The 20568-nt window shown below is 52.1% G+C and carries 12 protein-coding genes and 2 pseudogenes; 2 read left to right on the forward strand and 12 right to left on the reverse strand.

All coding sequences use genetic code 11. The features are described from left to right. Positions 1–84: 84 nt before the first annotated feature. From ET33_RS36655 to ET33_RS25095, 5 genes and pseudogenes are all read right to left on the reverse strand, one after another. The gene (locus tag ET33_RS36655) at positions 85–3531 is read right to left on the reverse strand and encodes an S-layer homology domain-containing protein (RefSeq protein WP_081890482.1); all 3447 of its coding nucleotides are present in this window, start codon (positions 3529–3531) and stop codon (positions 85–87) included. A 140-nt stretch (positions 3532–3671) separates the two neighbouring features. Continuing rightward, a complete protein-coding gene (locus ET33_RS40675; protein ID WP_407668115.1) occupies positions 3672–4040 on the reverse strand; it encodes a discoidin domain-containing protein in 369 nt (122 codons plus the stop codon). A gap of 87 nt (positions 4041–4127) precedes the next feature. Then, positions 4128–5675 (reverse strand): annotated as a pseudogene (locus tag ET33_RS39910) (glycosyl hydrolase family 8); the annotation flags it as partial. 280 nt (positions 5676–5955) lie between these two features. Then, positions 5956–7188, reverse strand: coding sequence for a Ger(x)C family spore germination protein (locus ET33_RS25090; protein ID WP_152570697.1), 1233 nt, complete (start codon positions 7186–7188; stop codon positions 5956–5958). Further along, complete coding sequence (locus ET33_RS25095; RefSeq protein WP_268808333.1) at positions 7185–8279, reverse strand: spore germination protein; 1095 nt, start codon at positions 8277–8279, stop codon at positions 7185–7187. Before ET33_RS25095 ends, ET33_RS25090 begins: the two co-directional genes overlap by 4 nt. Before the next feature lie 263 nt (positions 8280–8542). Between ET33_RS25095 and ET33_RS25100 the strand changes: the two genes are divergently transcribed. Then, the gene (locus ET33_RS25100) at positions 8543–9067 is read left to right on the forward strand and encodes a DUF420 domain-containing protein (RefSeq protein ID WP_036688510.1); all 525 of its coding nucleotides are present in this window, start codon (positions 8543–8545) and stop codon (positions 9065–9067) included. Positions 9068–9123: 56 nt separating this feature from the next. On the opposite strand, the gene ET33_RS25105 is transcribed toward ET33_RS25100, so the two are convergent. The 5 genes from ET33_RS25105 to ET33_RS25130 form a co-directional block, all read right to left on the reverse strand. Beyond that, positions 9124–10719 carry a SagB family peptide dehydrogenase gene (locus tag ET33_RS25105; protein ID WP_036688513.1) on the reverse strand — a complete coding sequence of 532 codons (1596 nt, stop codon included), beginning with the start codon at positions 10717–10719 and terminating at the stop codon, positions 9124–9126. Positions 10720–10741: 22 nt separating this feature from the next. Further along, positions 10742–12685, reverse strand: a complete 1944-nt coding sequence (locus ET33_RS25110; RefSeq protein ID WP_036688515.1) for a TOMM precursor leader peptide-binding protein — start codon at positions 12683–12685, stop codon at positions 10742–10744. Further along, on the reverse strand, positions 12682–14655 hold the full coding sequence (locus ET33_RS25115; RefSeq protein ID WP_036688519.1) for a putative thiazole-containing bacteriocin maturation protein: 1974 nt from the start codon (positions 14653–14655) through the stop codon (positions 12682–12684). Before ET33_RS25115 ends, ET33_RS25110 begins: the two co-directional genes overlap by 4 nt. A gap of 737 nt (positions 14656–15392) precedes the next feature. Next, complete coding sequence (locus ET33_RS25125; RefSeq protein WP_036688527.1) at positions 15393–17012, reverse strand: spore germination protein; 1620 nt, start codon at positions 17010–17012, stop codon at positions 15393–15395. Positions 17013–17132: 120 nt separating this feature from the next. Next, positions 17133–18317, reverse strand: coding sequence for a Glu/Leu/Phe/Val family dehydrogenase (locus ET33_RS25130; protein WP_235206813.1), 1185 nt, complete (start codon positions 18315–18317; stop codon positions 17133–17135). Between the two features lie 405 nt (positions 18318–18722). Here ET33_RS25130 and maa point away from each other — a divergent pair, with 405 nt between their 5' ends. Further along, positions 18723–19277, forward strand: coding sequence for a maltose O-acetyltransferase (gene maa, locus ET33_RS25135; RefSeq protein WP_036688530.1), 555 nt, complete (start codon positions 18723–18725; stop codon positions 19275–19277). Between the two features lie 136 nt (positions 19278–19413). Here maa and ET33_RS25140 read toward each other — a convergent pair whose 3' ends face one another. Continuing rightward, positions 19414–20115, reverse strand: a complete 702-nt coding sequence (locus ET33_RS25140; RefSeq protein ID WP_036688534.1) for an alpha/beta hydrolase — start codon at positions 20113–20115, stop codon at positions 19414–19416. Between the two features lie 76 nt (positions 20116–20191). Further along, positions 20192–20495: pseudogene (locus tag ET33_RS37740) on the reverse strand (IS1595 family transposase); the annotation flags it as partial. Positions 20496–20568 lie beyond the last annotated feature (73 nt).

Here is a 20568-nt window from a genome sequence, read left to right on the forward strand (position 1 = left end):
GACGCCCATGCTGGGCGTACACCGAAAAGCCCGACAGGTTTCCCTGTCAGGCTTTCTCCGTTTATTAAAGTTCGAATGGATCGGCTACAGCTTCAAAGCTTCCAAAAGCTTGTAAATCATCGTTGCCGCCTCCGCTCTCGTCGCCGTTTGACCGGCGCGGAACGTTTGATCCTCATACCCGCTCACGATCCCGGCCGATACCGAGGCGTTCACAGCTGCTTCTGCCCATGCGGGAATGCTAGCGGCATCCCGGAATGCATTGGTTTGGTTCCCCGAATTGAATCCGCCGCCGGAGCTCAGCGCATTCGCGATCATCACGGACATTTCCGCCCGGGTGATCGTTTGGTCCGCTTTGAACCACGTGCGGCCGTTTTCTTCGTATCCGTGGATCAGGCCTGCTTTGACCGCTGCGGCTACGCCGGATTTCGCCCAATCCGGAATTTGCGGGTCATCGGCAAACCCGGAGGCGTCCGCGGAGCCTTGAAGACCGAGCGCTTCCGCCATCATTTTCGCGAATTGCCCGCGCGTGACCAACGTTTCCGGACGGAACATCCGGTCTTCAAACCCTTGAATGACGTTCATCCCAACCAAACGGTCGGTATACGACGCCGCCCAATGCCCGGCCAAATCCGGGAAAGCGGCCGGCTGATAATCGAATACGGCGAACTTCGTAAAATGGTTAACGTTCACGGTGACGGTTCCGTCCGCACGATTGGTCCCGCCGATATAAATCCAGCGCTTTTGCTGCTCATGATAATAATACACCGCTGCCTGATGCCCCGGAAGCAATTGACTGGCGTTATAATGGAACGTCAGAGCGATCGGTTGATTAAAAGTATGACCGGTCGTGCTTGTGACCTCGATCGCCGGACTCACCGCCCGCAGATTCCCGGTGGAAGGAGTCTCCTTGGCAGACAGGATGCTGGCCCGAATCGTACCGTTCGATGGCAAGGCGCCTGCCGGAACTTCGATCGTCACGGCGTCCTTGATGCTGCCCTTGGTCGCTTGCTTCGCGTTGACCGCAAGCTCCAAAGAGTCAGGGCGGTTCGGTTTATCGCCGGATGCCGGTTGGGTTGTCGTGCTGCCCGAATTGCCGCCCGTCGAGCTCGAACTTCCGCCGGAGCCGGAGCTTCCGGAGTCGCCGCTCGAATCGCTGCTGTCCGCCGCTTTCGCTACGATGACCGTACGCCGTACCTCGGCGGCACGATTCCCCGCCAAATCCCGGGCATTGTAATACACCGTGTAAGTTCCCGCCGTATGCGTATCGACGGCTCCGGTGATGACGACATCGCCGTCCACCCCAAAGTTATCGGCAGCGGAAGCGCCCTGCTCGACGTAAGCCGCACCGACGGTCAGATTCACGGTCGGGTCTCCCTTGAGCGTGATGACCGGAGGCGTAAGGTCAATGTTTACCGTCAACGGAAGCAATGCTTTGTTTTTATAAGAATCGGTGGCCCGGAACAGCAGTGAATGCACGCCTTCTTGAGAAATCTCGACGTTGCTGTTGCTATGATAGGATTTATAATTCTGCCCGTTGTCGGTTGATAGCTCCAAGTCGGTACCGGTCCCATATACACTACCGTATACGCTGGCATAGACGCTGCCCGTAACAATCTGATTCGTCCAGGCGCCGCTGGAATAAGGCTGTCCGTCTGCTGTCTTCCATGTGCCGTGAAGCTCCAGGGAAGTTCCTTTCAAATTCACCGCAAAAGCTTGGCTCGCTGCGGCATTTCCGCGCTTGATCGTGGCCGTCAGCGTAAGAGCCGTATCCTGCAGAGGACGCGATACGATTTTGCCGTCATCGGTCATCCGTTGAGGATCGGAGCTTTGCCACGAAATGCTTGCCCCATGCTTCCCTGTCGTCGGCAGTTGAAGATTGGCAGCGACTTGACTTATATCGCCCAAGGACAACGATTGCTTCGTATCGTCGACAGCCTGCTGATCGCTGTAGGGCGCCACGCTTACGAAGATCGGATTGGAATAAAACCACAGGTCCCGGTAATTCCGCTTGTTAATTTCGATAAACCGGGTTTCGTTGTCGGCGATATCCGTTATCGGATCGATCAGCGGCTCCCCGTTGCTTGTTTCGCCCTCGACGTTGAGCCCCAGATTCGTTCCTCTGAGCCTGAAATACTGGTTCTTGCTTGCAGTTCCCAAATTATACCTGACGACATGGTAACCTTCCGCATCTGTCGTCCAGTCCACGCTTGTGAAGCGCTTCAGCACCTTCGTCGAATCGTTGGTATCTTTGTTATATTCGGGGGTACCCGGCTGCGCCAGTCCCGTAACATCGCCGGAAATCAGATCGACATGATCAACTTGAACGGGATTTCCGTTATTATTTTGTTCCGGACTTTTGAACCGGATCGTAAGCTGGAGGTTGTCCCCCTCCTTTACCTGAAGCTCTCCGCCCATCTCTTCCTTGCGACCGTCATCGGTAACCGTAAAATCAAGCGCGTTAATCAGGTCGCCATATACGGAGAACGATTTTCCCGACCGCATGCCGGCAACAACCGCCTTCATATCGGAACCGTTCACCCACGTATAGTTTTTGGAGTATTCGCCCGGCCAATATCCGCTGGAGTACAAGCGGTTGCTGCTGATTTTGAAATGAAAATCCGAATTGGAAAAGTTCCAGAATCTACGCCCTTCCCCAAGCAGCGAATCCCATACGCCTCCAAGCTTGGCGACCATGTAATCCGTTCCGCCATAGGACCGGTTGGCCGGGGTAGTCAGGTTGTAGCCGCCCCGGTCAGGCTCCATCTGTCCGCCGATCATGCCTTCGAATCCGAAGACGATATTCGGTGCGGCGCTGTTAAAATCCCGGATATCGGCAATTGTGTAAACGCCTTTTCTCGAAGGGTGATTTAAGATCGCGTAGCTGGTCTCGGGATATTTTTCACGAAGCCACCGCAAAGCGGTCAGCGCGTCGTCGCGAGTCGTGTATGCCCGGTTGTCCTGCGCCTTCCAGGCGGCAACGTCCGCCGGATCGAACAGGCTTTCATCCCGGTTAGTGAATAAGTATTCGAACTGGCTTACGGCTTTCAGCGCCTCGGGCGAGCCCGGATTGTCAGTTACGATACCGATGCCCACGTGCTCGTATTTCGGCATGTCCCATTCGAAGCCCGAAAAAATAATTTTATCTTTGTACTTGCCCGACTCCTGCCATTGTTTGATTTTAGGGGCCTGATACTGGGCAAGACCCCTGGAGAAAGGAACCGGTCCTCCGGGAATGTTGTTTCCGTTGTCGTCCCGTTTGGACATTCTCAAATGGTCGGCAAGGGCCAGCCAATCGAAATCGTGCTGATTGAATGCGGCATCCAGCACGTGCTCCAGAGATTCCTGCGCATCGTCGGACTGAAAGGTGTGTGCGTGGTATTCGCCCGTCATCCATTTTCCGGCAGACGGACTTGCTTGACCTCCTGCATCGGCCGGCGCTCCATATACGGTTGCGTTAGGCAGGCCTTGACCAAGGATACAAATGGACAAGGGAATAAGGGATAAGGCGCGTTTCCATTTTGGGGATATCATGATGACTGCTCCTCTGATCAATGTTGTGTCGCACAAGCTGAGGTTCGAACATTCATCAGTCTAATCCCGTCAAACGCCCCTTGTCCACGAATTGCCAAAAACAAAATAAAACCTTAACAATAGAACGCTTACATATCCTCTCACATTCCGCTCGGGCCGTACACTTGGAATTCATAGAGCGAATATCCGTAGGAAGTGCCTCTTGCCGTGCCGTACATCCGGACATACCGGGCATCCTGCGGGGCAAACGTGATCTCTTCGACTCCGCCCTTCCCGTTCGTCTTCGTATATACGTCCGTCCAATTCGTCGGCGAGCCGCTATCGTTCGACACTTGAATTTTGTAATTTTTGCTGTAGGCGGCTTCCCAGTTCAGCTTCACTTTATGGATGCTGTACGTCTTCCCGAGATCGACGTAAATCCATTGCGGGTCGCTTCCTTCCACGCTCGCCCAGCGGGTGGAGGCGTTGCCGTCGAACGCTTTGGACGCTTCGTAGCCGCTTCCTTCCACTGAGCTGGCCTTGCCTGCTTTCCCCTTCGCAAGATTGGCTTCCGTGGAAGGACCGTCGCTTGTCGTGGTGCTTGCGGTATTGCTGTTCGCCGACGCATTGCCTGCCGCGTCATAAGCCTTGACCGTGTAGCTGTAGGTCGTAGACGGATTCAAGCCCGTATCGCTGTACGAAGTGCCTGTTGCCGTGCCGACCTCCACGCCGCCGCGATAAATTTTGTACTCTTTGACCCCGACGTTATCGGTGGAAGCCGTCCAGCTCAAATTCACTTGACTGCTCGACACGGCCGTTGCGGTCAAGTTCGCCGGAGCGGTAGGCGGCTGCGTATCCGGCGTGCCGCCGGCCGTCGGAATCCACCAGTTGCCGGAAATGAAGAGCATCGATAACAGATTAAAGGAATCGCTATAATAGCCTTCTTTCTTGTTCTTCATCCAATCCCAGCCCGCATTGATCCATGCCTGATGGTTGCTGTTCGTCATGGACGCGGCGATGAACGGCGAGACGAACACGGCCGTCGCATAGCTTGCTTTTTCGTTTACGGTGCCGTCAAGCTTGTAGCCGTCTTTGATATTGTTCGGGTTGCCGCCGGTCTTTCCTTTGATCCATGTCGCCATTTTGTCGGCGATCGCTTTGCCTCTCGCATCCCCGTAGAACGCGTAGTCCATCACAATGCGCAGCGGAACGCGGCTGGCGTTGTAATTGTATTCGTCAGGGAATTCTTCCCCCGGCAAGTGCTTGCGCGGAGCCGGCTTCGGCGGATTGTCGATGACGAAGTCGGAGATCAGACCGGTGACCGGCGTGTATTTGCTGCTGAATTGGCCGTAGACGTTGTACAGATTGTTGATGACGTCAAGCCAGGTTTGATCCCCCGTCACTTCGTAGAATGCCCGCAAATGGCTGAGCATCCAATCCGACGGACGTGTCTCCCAGGTGCTTTTGGAATCCCAATCTCCCTGATTCAGCCGGTTTCCGGTCGTCACGTTGCTGACCTTGATGCCGTTCGTAATCATTTTTTTCGCTTCCGCCAAATAATTAACGGAACCGCCGGACCCCCATTGACGATCGGCCAAAATGAGCGCATAGGCGATATCAAGGTCTCCGTCTGTGGCCGAGGAGTAATGCCCTTGAGCTCTCTTGTCGTCCGCTACGATCCAGCCCATCAGATTCGAATTTTCGGAGCTTTTATAAGCTCTTGCCGTTTTGAACAGCCCGTCGAAAATCGTTCTCGCATCCGGGTCATGACCGGCCATCAGCGCCGTAATCACCATGCCGTAGCCTTGTCCCTCCGAAGAGCCCAGAGCCTCAAAGTCGTCCTTTTCGCCCGCAACGTTCCCCTTGACGTAATAGCCGCCCGGCAAGGAAGATAAGTTGTTCTTCAGATGTGCCCCCTTCCAGTAGTCGTAGTAAGCAGCGACGGACGCATTCATGGAAGCTTGCGAAACATGATTCGGCTTGAGGATGCCGGGATAGCTCAACTGCTGTGGGAACGGTTTCATTTCTCCGGCGGCATGAACCTTCGGCTGCAACGGACTGGGCAAGCCGAAGGCCGCCAGAAGCAGCGCAGCGGAAAGCAGAATCAGAGAAAACGTTCTCATTTTGCTGCGGGTCGATTGAATCTGGGTTCTGTACATTGTCATTTTCCTCCTTTAGTCGGGTAGGATTCGTTGCTCTACGGTAAACCATTTCCTCCTTTCCGCTTAGTATGATCGTTCGCCCGTATTCCAGCGGAGAAGCATGTGCAAAAAAGAACCTGAAACAAACTTACAGGTTCTGCGCCGATCCACGGAATGTACATGCTTCATCATATCGTATTTTATTTATGTACTTACAATCTATAGCATCCGTCTGCTAATGTCTTTTGTTTTTTTTAGGTCCGGTTATGTTTTTTTATGTTTTTATCTAAATTATGGATTGCCTTCATGGTCCGGGCGGATTGCGATGCTCAATGACTTTCGAACCGCTCGCTCCGTACTCCGTCACGGTCGTTTTGGCGTGTACGCGAACCTCGGCTTGACTGAACTTTTGGTCCCATTGGGATTTGACTTTATCCCATGTTTTCGGCTCATGAATGCGCAGTTCCTTGTTAAATCCGATCACGTCGGCTTTGTACCGCTTCTGAATTTTTTCCAGCGTCTGGCGGATGTTCCGTTCCAATTGCTTCGCCGCATACTGCCCCTGACGCTTCAGGAAACGGTCGTCGAAGCTTTTCTCGTTCATCACCCAGCTTTCGCTTAACCGACCCCGGGCTTCGATTCGAACCTCGAACGAGATGTTGTCCCCTTCCACATGCGGCACAATGTCGCTCTTATACGATAAGATTTCATACAGGTTTTTTTGTCCGGTTTCCTCGTCGGCGAACTTCACGACGCCTCCCCGTACATTTCCCGTGATCAGCGTGATGCTGCTCAGCTCGTCTTCATCGAGAAAGCCGATCAGCTTTCCGCTCTGTCCGTGAACGATTCCGGCCCCGGCAAATTTAATTTCTCCTCCCCCTTTGACGATCGCTTGCAGCAAAAAGCTCGACTTGCTCTGCAGGAACGTCAGCAGCTTGGTCAAGGATACCGAAGGAAGGATGCGGGTCGATTTGTATTGATTGTCAACCATTTTCAGGATGCGGAATGCCGGGATTTCCTTTGCCCCTTTCAGCTCAAACGTCTCCCTCGCCAATCCGCGGGCGACGAACACCAGGGCGCTCGGTCTGAATTCCGACTCACGGTACATCAGATCCATAAAACTCCGGATCGGTGTCGTACGAAGCAGCTCGTCGCCGATCACCAGCGTCTTAAAATGCTGGGCAAATATGGGGCGTTCCGTCCGGAGCGAGATTTCCCGGGTCGACTCCAATAACAAATCGCCGGTTTCCGTAAAATTTTCATATTTCTTTTGCTCGGACGAGCCGCCGCCCCCTTTGCCTTGCCCGCCGCCGGAGCTGGAAGTAAAAATCTGATAGGTGATCGAGATCAAATCCTCTTTTTTACGCGCTGCCCCATTTTTGGTCAGAGCCTTTTCAACCTTCGTTTCATGAGCTTTATCCAGCGCGATTCCGGCCACGAGGCTAAGATCGTCGATCTCCCGCTGACTCCAGCAGCCCGTCAAAAGCGTCATCGGCAGCAGAGCTAGAATCGCGAGCATCCTATTTCGGCGTTTCAAGACCGGGCCCCCTTTCTGCCCGGGAGAACGTGCAGAACCGCGGGCACCAGAATAAACAGAACCAGCGAAGACAAGCCTAACCTATCCCCCAGCTTAAACAATTCGTTCGTATCCGCAGGAGCAAAAGAGATCATATAAATAACCGCCAGCAGGACGAAGATGACCGTCCGATGATTCACCTTCCAGCTCTGTGCGATGCCAAGCGCTCCAAGATAATAGGACAACGTAAAGGTGGTAAAAATCTGCATAAGCCAGATGACAAGCAGCAGTGTCTCGAAGCGCTCGAAGAAAATTCCCCTGAACTCGAAGCTCCGGAAAAGCGTGATGGTCGGCCAAGTCCGTGTGATCACGCCGTCCACCGACAACGTTCCTATGACAATGACGCAGGTGACGACATAGAAGAACGCCGGGATGAGCACCCCGATCAGCACCGCTTTGATCGCTTTTTCCGGATGCTTCATAAAGGCGGGAACGACGAGCATGATCTCGACGGACGTGTAGGATAGTATCGTCGTTTTCAACCCGCGCAGCACGGGCATGATGCCGTGGCCCAGAACGGGCCGCATATTGTCGGGTTCGAATACGCTGAGCCCCATGAAGGCGATCAAGATCAGAATGACGGTCGTGATCGGAAAGATCACTTCGAAGAGCCGGGCGACCGGATTGATTCCCCCCAGTATCAAATAAACGCCCACCCACATAAAAGCGAACGTAATCGCCCAGATAGGCGTGCCCTCCAGCAGGAACAGCCGGGTAACGTCCAGCACCGCCCGAACCTGAAAAGAGGCCATAAGAATGAAATATAAAGCCGTAAAAAAACTGAGCGTGATCCCCAGCCACTTGCCGACGAGCAGCCGGTTATATTGATAGTAGGTTTGACCCGGAAAGCGCTGGGACAATTTTACAATCAAAATTCCGACCGCTACCGTGATCAATCCGCTGAGGATGAGCGAAATCCAGACATCGGGCGTTTGCGCCGCCTCTACCGAGGTACGGGGCAACGTCAGAATACTCACGCCCAGCATATAATTGGAGATCAGCACGGCTGCTTGTATGGTTGTGATGCGGTCCTCGGGCGGCAAAAAAGCCACGGCAAGCCCCTCTTCCTAAGTAGTGATGCTTCATTTGCCTCCGAAAACGGTGTTTTGAACATGGTTCCACATTCTGCTCCGGAGTCCATATTATGGTGGGCATTCCGCTCCAATGTTATGCAAGAGCGGCAGCCTGGACCTCGCTGTTCCCAGCTTTCGATAAAATGTAACAAAACGCGGGAAAATCCCGTTGTTTTTGAAGAAAAGGATGTCTATTCTTAAATGGACGATAGTTGCAGAATGCCAGAAAACGGGGGAATAACATGAGCAAACCACGCAATTTTACCGCATGGATCACGGTTTTTTCCATTATCCTTATCGGAGTGATCGCCGCATTGTTTTTTATGCCGAAATATGAAGGTACGGTCGGCTTCGACGTGACGCTGCTCCCTCTGCTGAACGCCGTCTTTAACTGCTTTACCTTCGCTTTCTTGCTGCTTTCGCTTTATTTCGTTAAGAAGAAAAACATCGCGGCACACCGGAACTTTGTGCTTCTTGCTTTTGTGACCACGGCTTTATTCCTTGTTTCGTACGTCATGTACCATTTTCTGACCGAGCCGACCAAATTCGGAGGAAGCCTGTGGCTGAAATACGTTTACTTTTTTGTCCTGATCACCCACGTGCTGCTGGCGATTGTGAACGTCCCTATGGCCTTAATCACCGTAACCCGGGGCTTCAATATGAAAATCGAGTCGCACCGGAAAATCGCCCGTTGGACGATGCCCATCTGGCTATATGTAAGCTCCACCGGAGTTCTTGTGTATCTATTAATTTCGCCTTACTATTAACGAAAAAAGACAGCACGCCCGAATGTGACTTCGAGCTGCTGTCTTTTGCCGTTTTCTCAAGAGTATAATCCGCCCTCTAGCCGGGAGCCGGGTCTACAAGCTCCTAGCGGCACTTGGATGAGACTGGTAACCCCCTCCGCTTCCATTTTGTAAATTTTGTCGCAATCGGCCGGGTTAAAGCTGAGGAGCGGATGCCCGTTAAGCCCAAGAGCGACCCCCGCGATCAACAGCCGCTGAACAAGCATCCCTGCTTCCATCTGCTGAATGCGGTACCCCCGGAAACCAAGCGCATCCGCATAGTGATTCCTGTCCGCGGCCACATGCAGGCAAAGCGGGGTCTGAAACAGATTCACATTACCTATGGCTATTCCCTGCTGCAGCAGCATCCTGTGGTCTCCCGGACGGATCAGCCGCAGCTCGTGAGCCAGAGCATCATAACGGTAAGCGCCGGCGGGAATGCCTTCAATACCGTACAAACAGCCGTAAATGGACACCCGCTTCCTGGGCCCGTGGCCTGCCATATCCAAATCGTTCGTATAAGGGAACGAGGCCGTTGCCTCGTGCAGTAAAGCGGCGGCCTGGTAAGCATCAACCTTGCTAAAAACAAAATCCAAATGCGGCGAATACCGTTTGCGAACAACCGAAGCCAGATCAAACGACAGCCTTTGCGTCCGGGGCAGCGCTACCGTTTCCCCTCCGCCGATCATCGTTCCTCCGATATTCGCGGCATCAAGCGGACCGAACGATTGCGTTGTTTCCATCAACGAAGCCTCGTTCATTCGAAGCAGCATCGGGAACTCTATCGATTGAAGTGAGCGGACGTAATGCTCGTGCCGGACCGCAGGCAGCGCGGCGCACAGTTGGCGGGATGTCAAGACTCCGGCTTCAGTCCCGTTGCTGGAGAACCAGCCGCTGGCCGGCTGCAGCGATAAGGGGATGATTGCATACACGCTCTCTTCCTCCTCGGTAAGGCCAAGCAAATGATTAACGGCCCGGTCGAGGAAACGGAAGTACACCCCCGTATGATATCCGAATCGTTTGGCCGTTTCCAGCAGCTGTCCGATGAGCGCGCCGGCGTCAAGTCCCTGCAAACGGTAGCTAAAGTTATTATATTTAAAAAAATTTTTCCAAAATACGGTTGATACGAACACAGCGCCGAAGCAAGCCGAAAGGTCGCAGCGATCCCCCAACCCCCGCGCCAGATAAGCATCAAAATCGCCAAGGCGCAGCAGCACGAGACGATGATGCGCCGTATCGTAATGATAGATCCCGACAGGCAAATCGTCCGTTTTCAAGTACACATATAATTCGCTCGGATAAAGGGAGCCGCCGGAGGGCGCGAACCGCCGGAACGAGTGGACTACGCTTGTTCCTCCCTCCAGTCCGCCATAATCCATGTAAAAGACGGACTGGCACAGCTGTGCAAGTCCGTATACATACCAGAGAAAATGACCGATATCGCGAATGTCCGCCCTATCCGGCACGGATCTTCCTTCAAGGGTCAGCGGCACTTCCGAAGAGAGCGCAAAGGTCGGTAAGCCGCGATACAGCTTATAACCAAGCGGAGCATTATTCCAATCGGGTTCGAAGTCCGGCGGCCTGGAATGATCAGGATCATAATGCAGCTTATGCAGAAATGATTTAAGGCTCACTCTACTCCCCCCTCATTGCGCCTTACGGAAACGGATGCGGATGCGGGTTAAGCTGATCGACCGTGAGCGGCTGCTTCATATAGCCGAGCTGCGCCGGAACCTTCAGTACCCGTTCCAGCCCTGTAACCCGCGTCAAATGATGACCGAACGTCATCGGCAGCATCCCCGGAATCAGCACTTTGACGCAGGTTAACCCATTCCGCTTCAGCTCGGGCGAGGTCTGATCGACCACGATGACATCCAGTTTCAAGGAGCGGAATTTCTCCAAAATCATCTTCAAGTCATCGGTAAGATCCGCATGAAGGACTTGCGGCGGGAACGCCTCCCGAAACGTCAGCGGAGGTCCAGGCTTCTTCCATAAGAAATCCAAACGCTTCTCCGTCTGCCGCAAACCGTACAGCATGGAGTGATGCTCCATCTCTCTCACTTGGAAAGGGTCCTCAGCCATCCGTTCGCTTTCCTGCCGCTTGGACTCGAATCGCTCATCCAGCGAAAGCATCATGCCTGCCAGCTCGAAGATTGCGCTTTTCAGCGCCCGGATCGGGTCGAGATGGGCTCCTGCCGCACAGATGAGGTTCATCCCGCGCGATTTAAGATTTTTCGCATAGGTCCATATGCATGGAATGCCATGCTCCATCGTGGCATCGAACACATGCAGCTCATAACCCGCCACCGCCCTCATCCGGTCGATCATCATATTTAATTCGCGGTCGCCGGCGGAATAAGGATCGACGCGAGGGAGCGGAAGCTGCGCATACCAGGTCAATAGGAACGAGTCGCGTTCCAGCACTTCCATGATGCCGTGGAAAATGGCCTCCTCCATGCTGCCGCCTAAAGCGCATCCGTTAGATGTCTCATAGACGATGCCGTTGCTGCAGCTGGGGCTGTAATAAGCGAGCAGCTCCGGTACCAGAATGGGACGATTGTGTATGATGGATCGGCCCCAGACCCAATCCATCTCACGATCGGGATCAAAACGCCGGAATGGGAAATCAGGCCTCGCATACTGTTCTTCCGCATGGACTCCTACCTCGATCGGATTTAACGCGAGATCGGCGATCTCGCGGTAGCTTGTGCGAACCTTTGTCCATTTGCCGCGCGGGAATACTCCACAATGACGCTCCAAGCCTTCCAGTATGGCCGTCAGCTCGCTGTCCGCATAGGAGAGCGTCCGCCCAGAACCCGGTTCATCTCCAGAGTAAAACGGAAGATTTACGGTAATATCGGCGAACGGTGACACGCCGTCTTTCATTTTACCGTTCATGAGTCCGGTCCGGAAATCCAAATAATCGCGGGGAAGCACTTGCTTCAGCTCATCGATCGAACGGCAGCGGAAGCTGTTCGGATGGATCTTCGGACTTGACCCGAGCGGGAAATTGGCCAGCTCCTCCGAATCTTCCGGCAATTCGCCACAAATCGGGCACATCGGATCGTGTAAAAAAAGGTGGCGTGAAGTTTTCAAGGTTTTCAGATTCACCAGCAGAATTCGTTCCTCCAACTGAGGCTGTCCGCCGAGAAGCACGCGCCGGGCTTCTGCGGCCAGAAGAGTCGCCGCCTGCGTCAATCCCGTGCGGGAAGCCCAGGCGTCCTGTGGGATTCCGCCGCGGTCGGCAAGCTGCTGTTGCAGTTCACGCAGCTCCTTGCGATCGCTTGTGGCCATAAGCCGCCGCATGTCCGCGCATCTGGAGCATCCTTGAACTCCCGGCCGAACCAACGGTCCGATTAACGCCTCCCCGAAAGATACGAACCCCCGCAGCCAAGGAACCTTGGCAGAATGAAGAACCTCCTCCGCCCTGTCCTGCTCGGCAGGAAGCCAGCCATCCTGCGCCAGGATAACCAGATCTGCCGATCGGAATTCCTCCTCCTCAAGCTCGACCGTACGGATCACCCAAAAGGCAGAATTCAGCTCGGCACATATTAAATCCGCCAGCACGCCTTGGCCGATAACGGCTACAACACTGCTCATGGCGAAACCTCCTCTCTCAGCCCAACGCCTAAGACGTGAACAGGCCCTTTATTCAAGAAAGGATCAAGCCTGTAATCAAATACATGCAGCTGTCTGCCATGCTGCTTCAGCTGTTGTATGGCGGAGGCCAGTACGCTGGCTTGCGCCGTTTCTTCACAGGCCGGAATGGCCAAGCTGCGCGGCCTTACTTTTTTCGGTGTCCGGCTTGGAACCGAAGCAATCCGAACTTGAAGCCGGGGCGCTTGATTTTGAACCTCCGACAGCGCTTGGAGCAGAGCCCTTCGAAGCGCAAGGGTAATATTCAAATCGACGCCTGTGTACCATCTACCGCCGATATCTGCACGCACCACCGGGAAGCCGAACAGCTCTTCCTCCAAAACGAGAGCCGGCTCCTCCTGCAGCGTAGACAAGGATTTCAAATAATAACGGACCCGCTCGTCATCCACCATACTCAGCTGCACCGGAGTGACAAGCGGCTTTCGATCGGTCCGCCGAATGTCCAGCTCTTCCGCCAGACACTTGCGCAAGCCCCGGCATACGGCTTCCGTCAGCGTCTCACCCACCCCTATGCCGACATATTCGGATGCGCACGGACCCGTTGCTTCTGTTTCTGGCGGAGGATACGCCTGCCCCATACGTTCGGCTAACCGGGACGTATAAGCTTCCAATCCGGCAAATGCCGATTCCCGTCTTGCTTCCTCATGCGTCAATCCCACACCGACCATGGACGGAAGCAGCTCAACCGGCCCGTCGGAAAGCGGATCCGCCACCTGAACCCGGCATTGCGCAAGCGGCAGCTGCTTGAAGTCGCCTTCGTCCCATTCATAAAAAATGCCCGTATCCGGCGACGTTAACCGTTCGCAATAATCCAATAATGGGTTGTGCCTTCCGGTTTGCAGCCCCGGGCCCGAATCCTGCACCAGCCGCAGCTCGATATCCGGAATGCGATCAATCCGGTTGCAGCCGATCACCATCGGGTGAGCTATGAACGCATACCAATCCCCTTCCAGCGTCTCCAGGTTCAGCAAATATACCGCCTGATTTCGCAGCGGATCAGCAGCCCCCGTCACCGTTTTGAACAGTTCGAACACGATCACATTCGACAGCAAAGCCCCGGCATGGACAGAAAACCCGTGCTGCTGCGGATCTTGGCGTAGAACAGGCTGATGAATGCGCCGCAGCGCCGACTCCCAGCCATTCCCGTCTTCCGGCCGCTCAAGAGGTCCTGCCAAACCGGCTTGCTGCAAGCAAATCGCGGGAAGAAAGAGCTTTTGCTCCCCTTTACAGGCCGCTTGGACGATCCGAAGCTCTTCGATATCTCCCTCCTGCGATACGTATAAGATGGAATCGAACGGTTTCAGGACCTCCTGCCAAGCGGAAACATCCCGCCCGGGGTAAGACACTTCCTGAATATGTATTTCCGGATCGGATTTCCGGGCATGCTCCCCCAGATCCTTCAGCCGCTCACGATTGGTCGGCACTGAATCGCCAATGGCCACTCCGATTCGGGGCAACCCGGATTCCAACAAGGCCCCAACCAATGAAACCAGAAAAGAACCGGAACCTACCGCTAACACCTTCTGTTGGCGATATTGCTCAAAGCGGTGTGCGCCGGAGCCTCCAAAATTGCTCAGAAATTCAATTTGCGAGCCGAACTTCTCAAGAATCCGGTCCGACAGCTGATGGGGAAGGTCTCCGCTTATATCCCGGACGAAGCCGTTTTGGATCAATAAAGCGGCGATATCGAACACGCGGCCTCTGTGCGGGTCGGGCAAGCCGTCCGTCAATTCCATAAGCGTATACTTCCCGTTAAATACCGGAATCAACTTTTCGATCCATCGGTCCATCGACTCGCCTTCCAGCTTGAACGAGCCCATGTTGTTTCTAAAATAGACGGAACCGTTCGGATCGGGTATAAAAAAAGTATCCCCGTTGACTTTCGGGCGCACGGAAGCATCTAATGTGGTCATCTCACTCCTCCTTATCAGATCTTTTATTCAATCCGGCCGGATGTTCATTGCTATCTTATGTAGTGTTGTTTGTCCTTCTTGTCAAATATTTTAAGGGGATGGTCCAGCCCCCGCAGTTTGGACCGAAACAGCATTTGCAGGGGCTGAAATTTTCGGACGGTCCCGTTAATGATTTAGTGGTGGCAGCGTCCGCAACGCATGCCACAACGACCGCCACAACGCATGCCGCAACGACCGCCGCAGCTACAACTACAACTGCAACTACAACTGCAACTGCAACTGCAGCTACAACTGCAGCTACAACTGCAGGAAGAGACGCAACGGGAAACACCGCAACCGCATAGACGATAATCCGCTTCGTATAGGCCCTGATGTTCGAAAGGCGTTACTTGGCCCGCATCGTATGCCCCGATTTGCAATTGCTGAAGCTCGTTCTGAAATTCACTCATGTTGAACATTCCCTCCGTCAAAAGTAATATGCCGGCTCCAGCCGGAGACTGACAAGAGGCGGAAAGGAACCTTCCGGGCAAGGAGCGCGTCAGGTGATCACGCTTTCTCCGCTCTCGACAGAACATACAACATTTTTATGAATTTCGCTCCGCATGTGTTACGGGGGGTCAAGCTAAGTTCCCAATCATTTTTCAATAATGGATAAAAGTAGGTTTTCATATCGGATAACAGCGAATAACCCGGACGACTTGTGTCACCCGGGTGATTGCGATAACGAATTCATGCTTTTATCCGCGGCGCTTCGGTTGTTTGACCTGCATGGCCTTCGGACGGCGAGTCATGAGAGACAGCGGCGCGCGCAGGACGAAGTCTTTCCAATCGCCGAGCCGGTAAGGAGCCACAGGGCTCAAGTAAGGAATGCCGAAGCTTTTCAGCTTGGCCAAATGGCTGCACACCAACAGGAAGAACAGGATGACCCCGTACAGTCCGAAGACGGCCGCCGAAAACATCGTACCGAAGCGAATGATCCGCAAAGCAATTCCTGAACTGTATTGAGGGATGGCAAACGAAGAAATCGCCGTAATGGCAACGACGATGACCATGATGGGGCTGACGATGCCGGCTTGTACCGCCGCTTCCCCAATGACTAGGCCGCCGACAATGCCAATGGTCTGACCGATAGGCTTCGGCAAGCGTAATCCGGCCTCACGCAAAATTTCGATCGATACTTCCATGATCAACGCTTCGATTAACGAAGGGAAAGGCACACCTTCCCTTGAGCCGGCGATGGATACCGCCAATTTGGTAGGAATCAGCCCTTGATGGAACGAGATGAACGAAATGTAGAGCGCAGGCCCGACCGTAGAAATCAGCGCTGCGATATAACGCAGCATGCGCACGAGCGTGCCCGGGATCCAGCGCTCGTAATAATCCTCCGGGGATTGCAGCAGCATGCTGATGCTTACCGGGACGATCAGCGCAAACGGGGAGCCGTCCAGAAGGATCGTCACCCTGCCTTCCATCAGCGCACAGTTGACCCGATCCGGCCGTTCCGTATTTTGCACTTGGGGAAACAGCGTCAGATGGTTATCTTCGATAAACTGTTCGATATACCCGGAATCGGGAACGTCGTCTATATCGATCCGGGCGATGCGCTTCCGGACCTCCTGCACCAAGGTGTCGTTGGCAATGTCGCTGTTGTAAGCGATCGCTACCGTTCGGGGAGCTTTACGCCCCACCAGCGTGTAAACGATACATAGCGTATGACTCCCGCCAAGCTGACGCAGCAGCGCGGTATTATCCGCCAGACTTTCATTGAAGCTGACGCGCGGCCCCCGAACTAAAGCCTCCGAGGCCGGTTCGCCGAGACTGCGTTTTTTCTCGCTTCCGCTGGCCAGGACGAAGACGTTCGGGCAGCCGTCGATCAAGAGGCCGGCATTCCCTTTCCATAAACCGGGCAGCAAATCGCGCAGGTTCCCTGCTTCTCCCAGCTCACTCACGGACAAGATCCGATTTTTGATGTGCAGCGGCAGTTCATCCGCACAGCTTGGCATGGCGAAGTCGGACATCAGCAAAGGTAAAATATGCGTATCGATGTAGTTTTTGTCCGCAAGCTCCTTGACCAGGATCAAGGCAGCTTTCGTCCGCGCCCCGCCTATTTCAAACGTCCGGATCAAGATATCGTCATTGTGGCCTAATCTGTCCTGAAGCTCCGGCAAGTCCTTCTCGAACTTTCCGGTAAAGACGTATAACTGCTCTTCGGAGGCGGGCTTGCCGCTGCTGCGGATCGTCAAAGCTGATTTCAACCAAGCTCCCAGCTTGTACACGCCATAAGGCACCAAACTGCAGAGGACGGCTTGCACAATAATTTCCCAATGCCTCGTAAGAGTCGAAATAAATTTCCACATGCCTGTCGCCCCCCATATTATGGTGAGCAAACCGTAATTTTGTTATGCGGGGGCGACGGCTGCAAAACAAAAATCCACCTATGTTCCCATAGATGGATTTCCGTTTGCTTCTATCCAGGCTTATACCCAGCCTCTCCACTTGATGGCCTCGGCCACCCGCTTCAGCCCAACGATGTAAGCCGCCAGGCGCATGTCTACTTTTTTGTCCGTCGAGGTCCGGTACACATTGTGGAAGGAGGTGGTCAATATTTTTTCCAGCTTGTCTTGAACTTCTTCCTCCGACCAGTAGTAGCCTTGGTTGTTTTGTACCCATTCGAAATAGGAGACAACCACGCCGCCGGCGCTGGCCAGCACGTCCGGAACGAGCAGAATGCCGCGGTTCGTCAAAATTTCGGTCGCCTTGAGCGTCGTCGGTCCGTTCGCTGCTTCGACTACGATGCGAGCCTTGATGTCCGGCGCATTCTCCTCCGTAAGCTGGTTTTCGATGGCTGCCGGAACCAGAATGTCGCATTCTTGGACGAGCAGCTCTTTATTTGTAATTTGCTGACTTTTAAAATAAGGCGTGACCGTGCCGAACGAATCCCGCTTGTCCAGCAGCGTCGGAATATCGAGGCCTTCCGGATCGTACAAAGCGCCGTAAGCGTCGGAGATGCCCACGACCTTCGCTCCCGCTTCATGCAGGAATTGAGCGAGGAAGCTGCCTGCGTTTCCGAAGCCTTGAATGATAATGCGGGAGCCCGGAATTTCGAGGCCTGCGATTTTGGCAGCCTCTTTCATGACGATCGTTACACCGAGCGCAGTCGAGGACTCTCTGCCCGCGGAGCCGCCCAGTACAAGCGGCTTGCCGGTAATAAAGCCCGGCGAATCGAATTCGCGGATGCGGCTGTATTCGTCCATCATCCAAGCCATAACTTGCGAGTTCGTGAATACGTCCGGCGCCGGAATGTCTTTGGTCGGGCCGACCAATTGGCTGATGGCGCGGACATAACCGCGGCTCAAACGCTCCTGCTCGCGGAAGGACATCGACCGCGGATCGCACTGGATACCGCCCTTGCCGCCTCCGTACGGAAGCCCCGTAATGCCGCATTTGATGCTCATCCACATGGACAATGCTTTGACTTCCTCTTCCGTTACGTCGGGATGAAAGCGGACGCCGCCTTTGGTCGGGCCGACCGCATCGTTATGCTGAGCGCGGTAACCTGTAAATACTTTAATCGAGTCGTCGTCCATGCGAACTGGAATGCGTACCGTCAGCAGTCGAAGCGGCTCCTTCAACAAGTCGTATACATCGTCCTTATACCCCATTCGATCGAGAGCGGTACGGATAACGTCCTGCGTTCTTTCGAACAAATTGAGCTTCTCTTGCGCTTGCGTAGGTTCATTCTTATCGTTCTGTTCGTTCTTTACGATCAAGGACACGTGGACTTCCCCCATGTTGTTATATTGGTTAAGTGTGAGCCCGGCAATCCAATATCTGGCCTTGCCCAGCACCCTCAATAAGGTATAACACAAAAAGAAATATTGTACAATATATAAATATTTATAGCCTTATATTCAATGAATAGTTTCCTTTATTGTGCTGTTTTATCAATTTATAAGACCTCATCCTTTAAGCCCTCCTCATTTTTTTTCTATTATATGATCCATATGATATGATTCTAGTGAATTCTACATATAGAATTCATTTATTTTGGTTAAGGAGACGGAGAAATGAAAACAGAAAAAGAAAAAATGCTGAATGGCGAACTCTATCTTGCGGCTGACCCGGAATTGCTGCAAGAACGGGCAAATGCACGAAGACTAACCAGATTATACAATCAAACATTAGAAACGGAAGAAAGCACACGGACTGAACTATTAAAAGAATTGTTCGGTTCTACTGGAAAAAGTATATACATAGAACCGAATTTGCGCTGTGATTATGGTTACAACATTCATGTTGGCGAAAATTTTTATGCAAATTTCGATTGCGTCTTCTTGGATGTATGCGAAATTCGGATTGGGGATAACTGCTTCATTGCCCCGGGTGTACACATTTATACAGCTACGCATCCGCTGGATCCGAACGAAAGAAATTCGGGGGTTGAATACGGGAAGCCCGTAAAAATCGGCGACAATGTATGGATTGGCGGAAGAGCCGTCATAAACCCCGGGGTAACAATCGGCGATAACGTCGTTATCGCTTCTGGGGCAGTGGTAACAAAAGATGTGCCTGATAACGTGGTTGTAGGCGGAAATCCCGCAAAAATCATTAAGCCAATATAAATTATTATTACTAAATAATAGGCTATGTTTTAAAATAATGTTGAAATTATATAACTTTTAAGGGAAGCCATTTTGACTTCCCTTAATTCACTTTTAAAGAAGGTTATATATCAACCATTTTCTATTATCATTTAACCTATATATGGTTCTTTAGCCATTGTCTGAAATACTGCAACTGTTCCTGAGTATGGAAATAGTGTTCTCCATTCTCCATTACTTGCAAATTACAGTTAAAGCGTTTGGCAAATTCAGATACAATGTCAAACTCACATAAGTTATCTCCTGAACCATAGAGAATTGAAGTCGGATTATTCCAAGCAACAATAGGATGTTCTTTCACATAACAGTAGTAATCCCAATAGAGAGTTTGTCCAATAGGTGTGGAAATTTCTTTCTCTATTTTTAGTCTACTCTCACTTACGTTAAACCATGACATCATATTATTTATTATACGTTCCATATTTACCACAGGAGAGAGAAACAAACACTGATTCAATGGCTCATTGCAATATTCTAATAGGCTGAAATATGCTCCCATGCTACAAGCAAAAATGCTTATATTATTTGATAACGATTTTGCATATGTCATAATTTTATTAAGGTCTTGAACACAGTTTTGAACTTTACAAAGATAAGTATCATCTTTACGTTCACCATGTTGAGGCAAATCGAAACTAAGAACTTGATAACCTACTGCTGTTGCTTCTTCTGCAAATACAATAATCGAGTCATCTGCCTTATTTGACATGTTACCATGCACAACTATAAATAACTTATCTGATTTGTCCCCCCACAAAATTGCTGGAATATTTTCGATCTTTAAATTATGTCTTATCATTACATCTATCCTCCATGAAATATAAATAATTCATGATTCCTAAAATTCAAATCGGTGTTTCATTCCATCTACGCAAATAACCTGCAATCATACATTTAGCGTATTTAAGCCATCTATCTAATTGTTTTCTTGCTTTTGTAAGTGGCAGAGTTTGTGAAGTCAGTAAAATCTTATAACAGGATTTACTATCGTTGCTTTCCTTTATACTTTCCGTTTCTTGATACAGTTTCGGCACTACAATGTCGGCAGACTCTTCCCTTGGCAAATCTAAATTCCTTGACTTCTTCTGTCACTTGACCTATCTGTGTACCTAATACAAGCAGTTCTACTAAATAGGAAAGTAACCGTTCTTTATTAACGAACCTGTATATATGGCTCAACTATAGCCTATCATCAATAATGTATCTGTTTTCAACATTTATTTAAAGCATAGCCAAATAATAAAAGGAGATA

This window comes from Paenibacillus tyrphae, from assembly GCF_000722545.1.
GTDB lineage: Bacteria > Bacillota > Bacilli > Paenibacillales > NBRC-103111 > Paenibacillus_G > Paenibacillus_G tyrfis.

Excerpts from the sequence above, each read along its gene's own strand:
- ET33_RS25100 (WP_036688510.1), top strand. The coding sequence starts at position 8,543 with ATGAGCAAACCACGCAATTTTACCGCATGGATCACGGTTTTTTCCATT.
- maa (WP_036688530.1), top strand. The coding sequence starts at position 18,723 with ATGAAAACAGAAAAAGAAAAAATGCTGAATGGCGAACTCTATCTTGCG.
- ET33_RS36655 (WP_081890482.1), bottom strand. The coding sequence starts at position 3,531 with ATGATATCCCCAAAATGGAAACGCGCCTTATCCCTTATTCCCTTGTCC.
- ET33_RS25140 (WP_036688534.1), bottom strand. The coding sequence starts at position 20,115 with ATGATAAGACATAATTTAAAGATCGAAAATATTCCAGCAATTTTGTGG.
- ET33_RS25110 (WP_036688515.1), bottom strand. The coding sequence starts at position 12,685 with ATGAGCAGTGTTGTAGCCGTTATCGGCCAAGGCGTGCTGGCGGATTTA.
- ET33_RS25125 (WP_036688527.1), bottom strand. The coding sequence starts at position 17,012 with ATGTGGAAATTTATTTCGACTCTTACGAGGCATTGGGAAATTATTGTG.
- ET33_RS25130 (WP_235206813.1), bottom strand. The coding sequence starts at position 18,317 with ATGGGGTATAAGGACGATGTATACGACTTGTTGAAGGAGCCGCTTCGA.
- ET33_RS25115 (WP_036688519.1), bottom strand. The coding sequence starts at position 14,655 with ATGACCACATTAGATGCTTCCGTGCGCCCGAAAGTCAACGGGGATACT.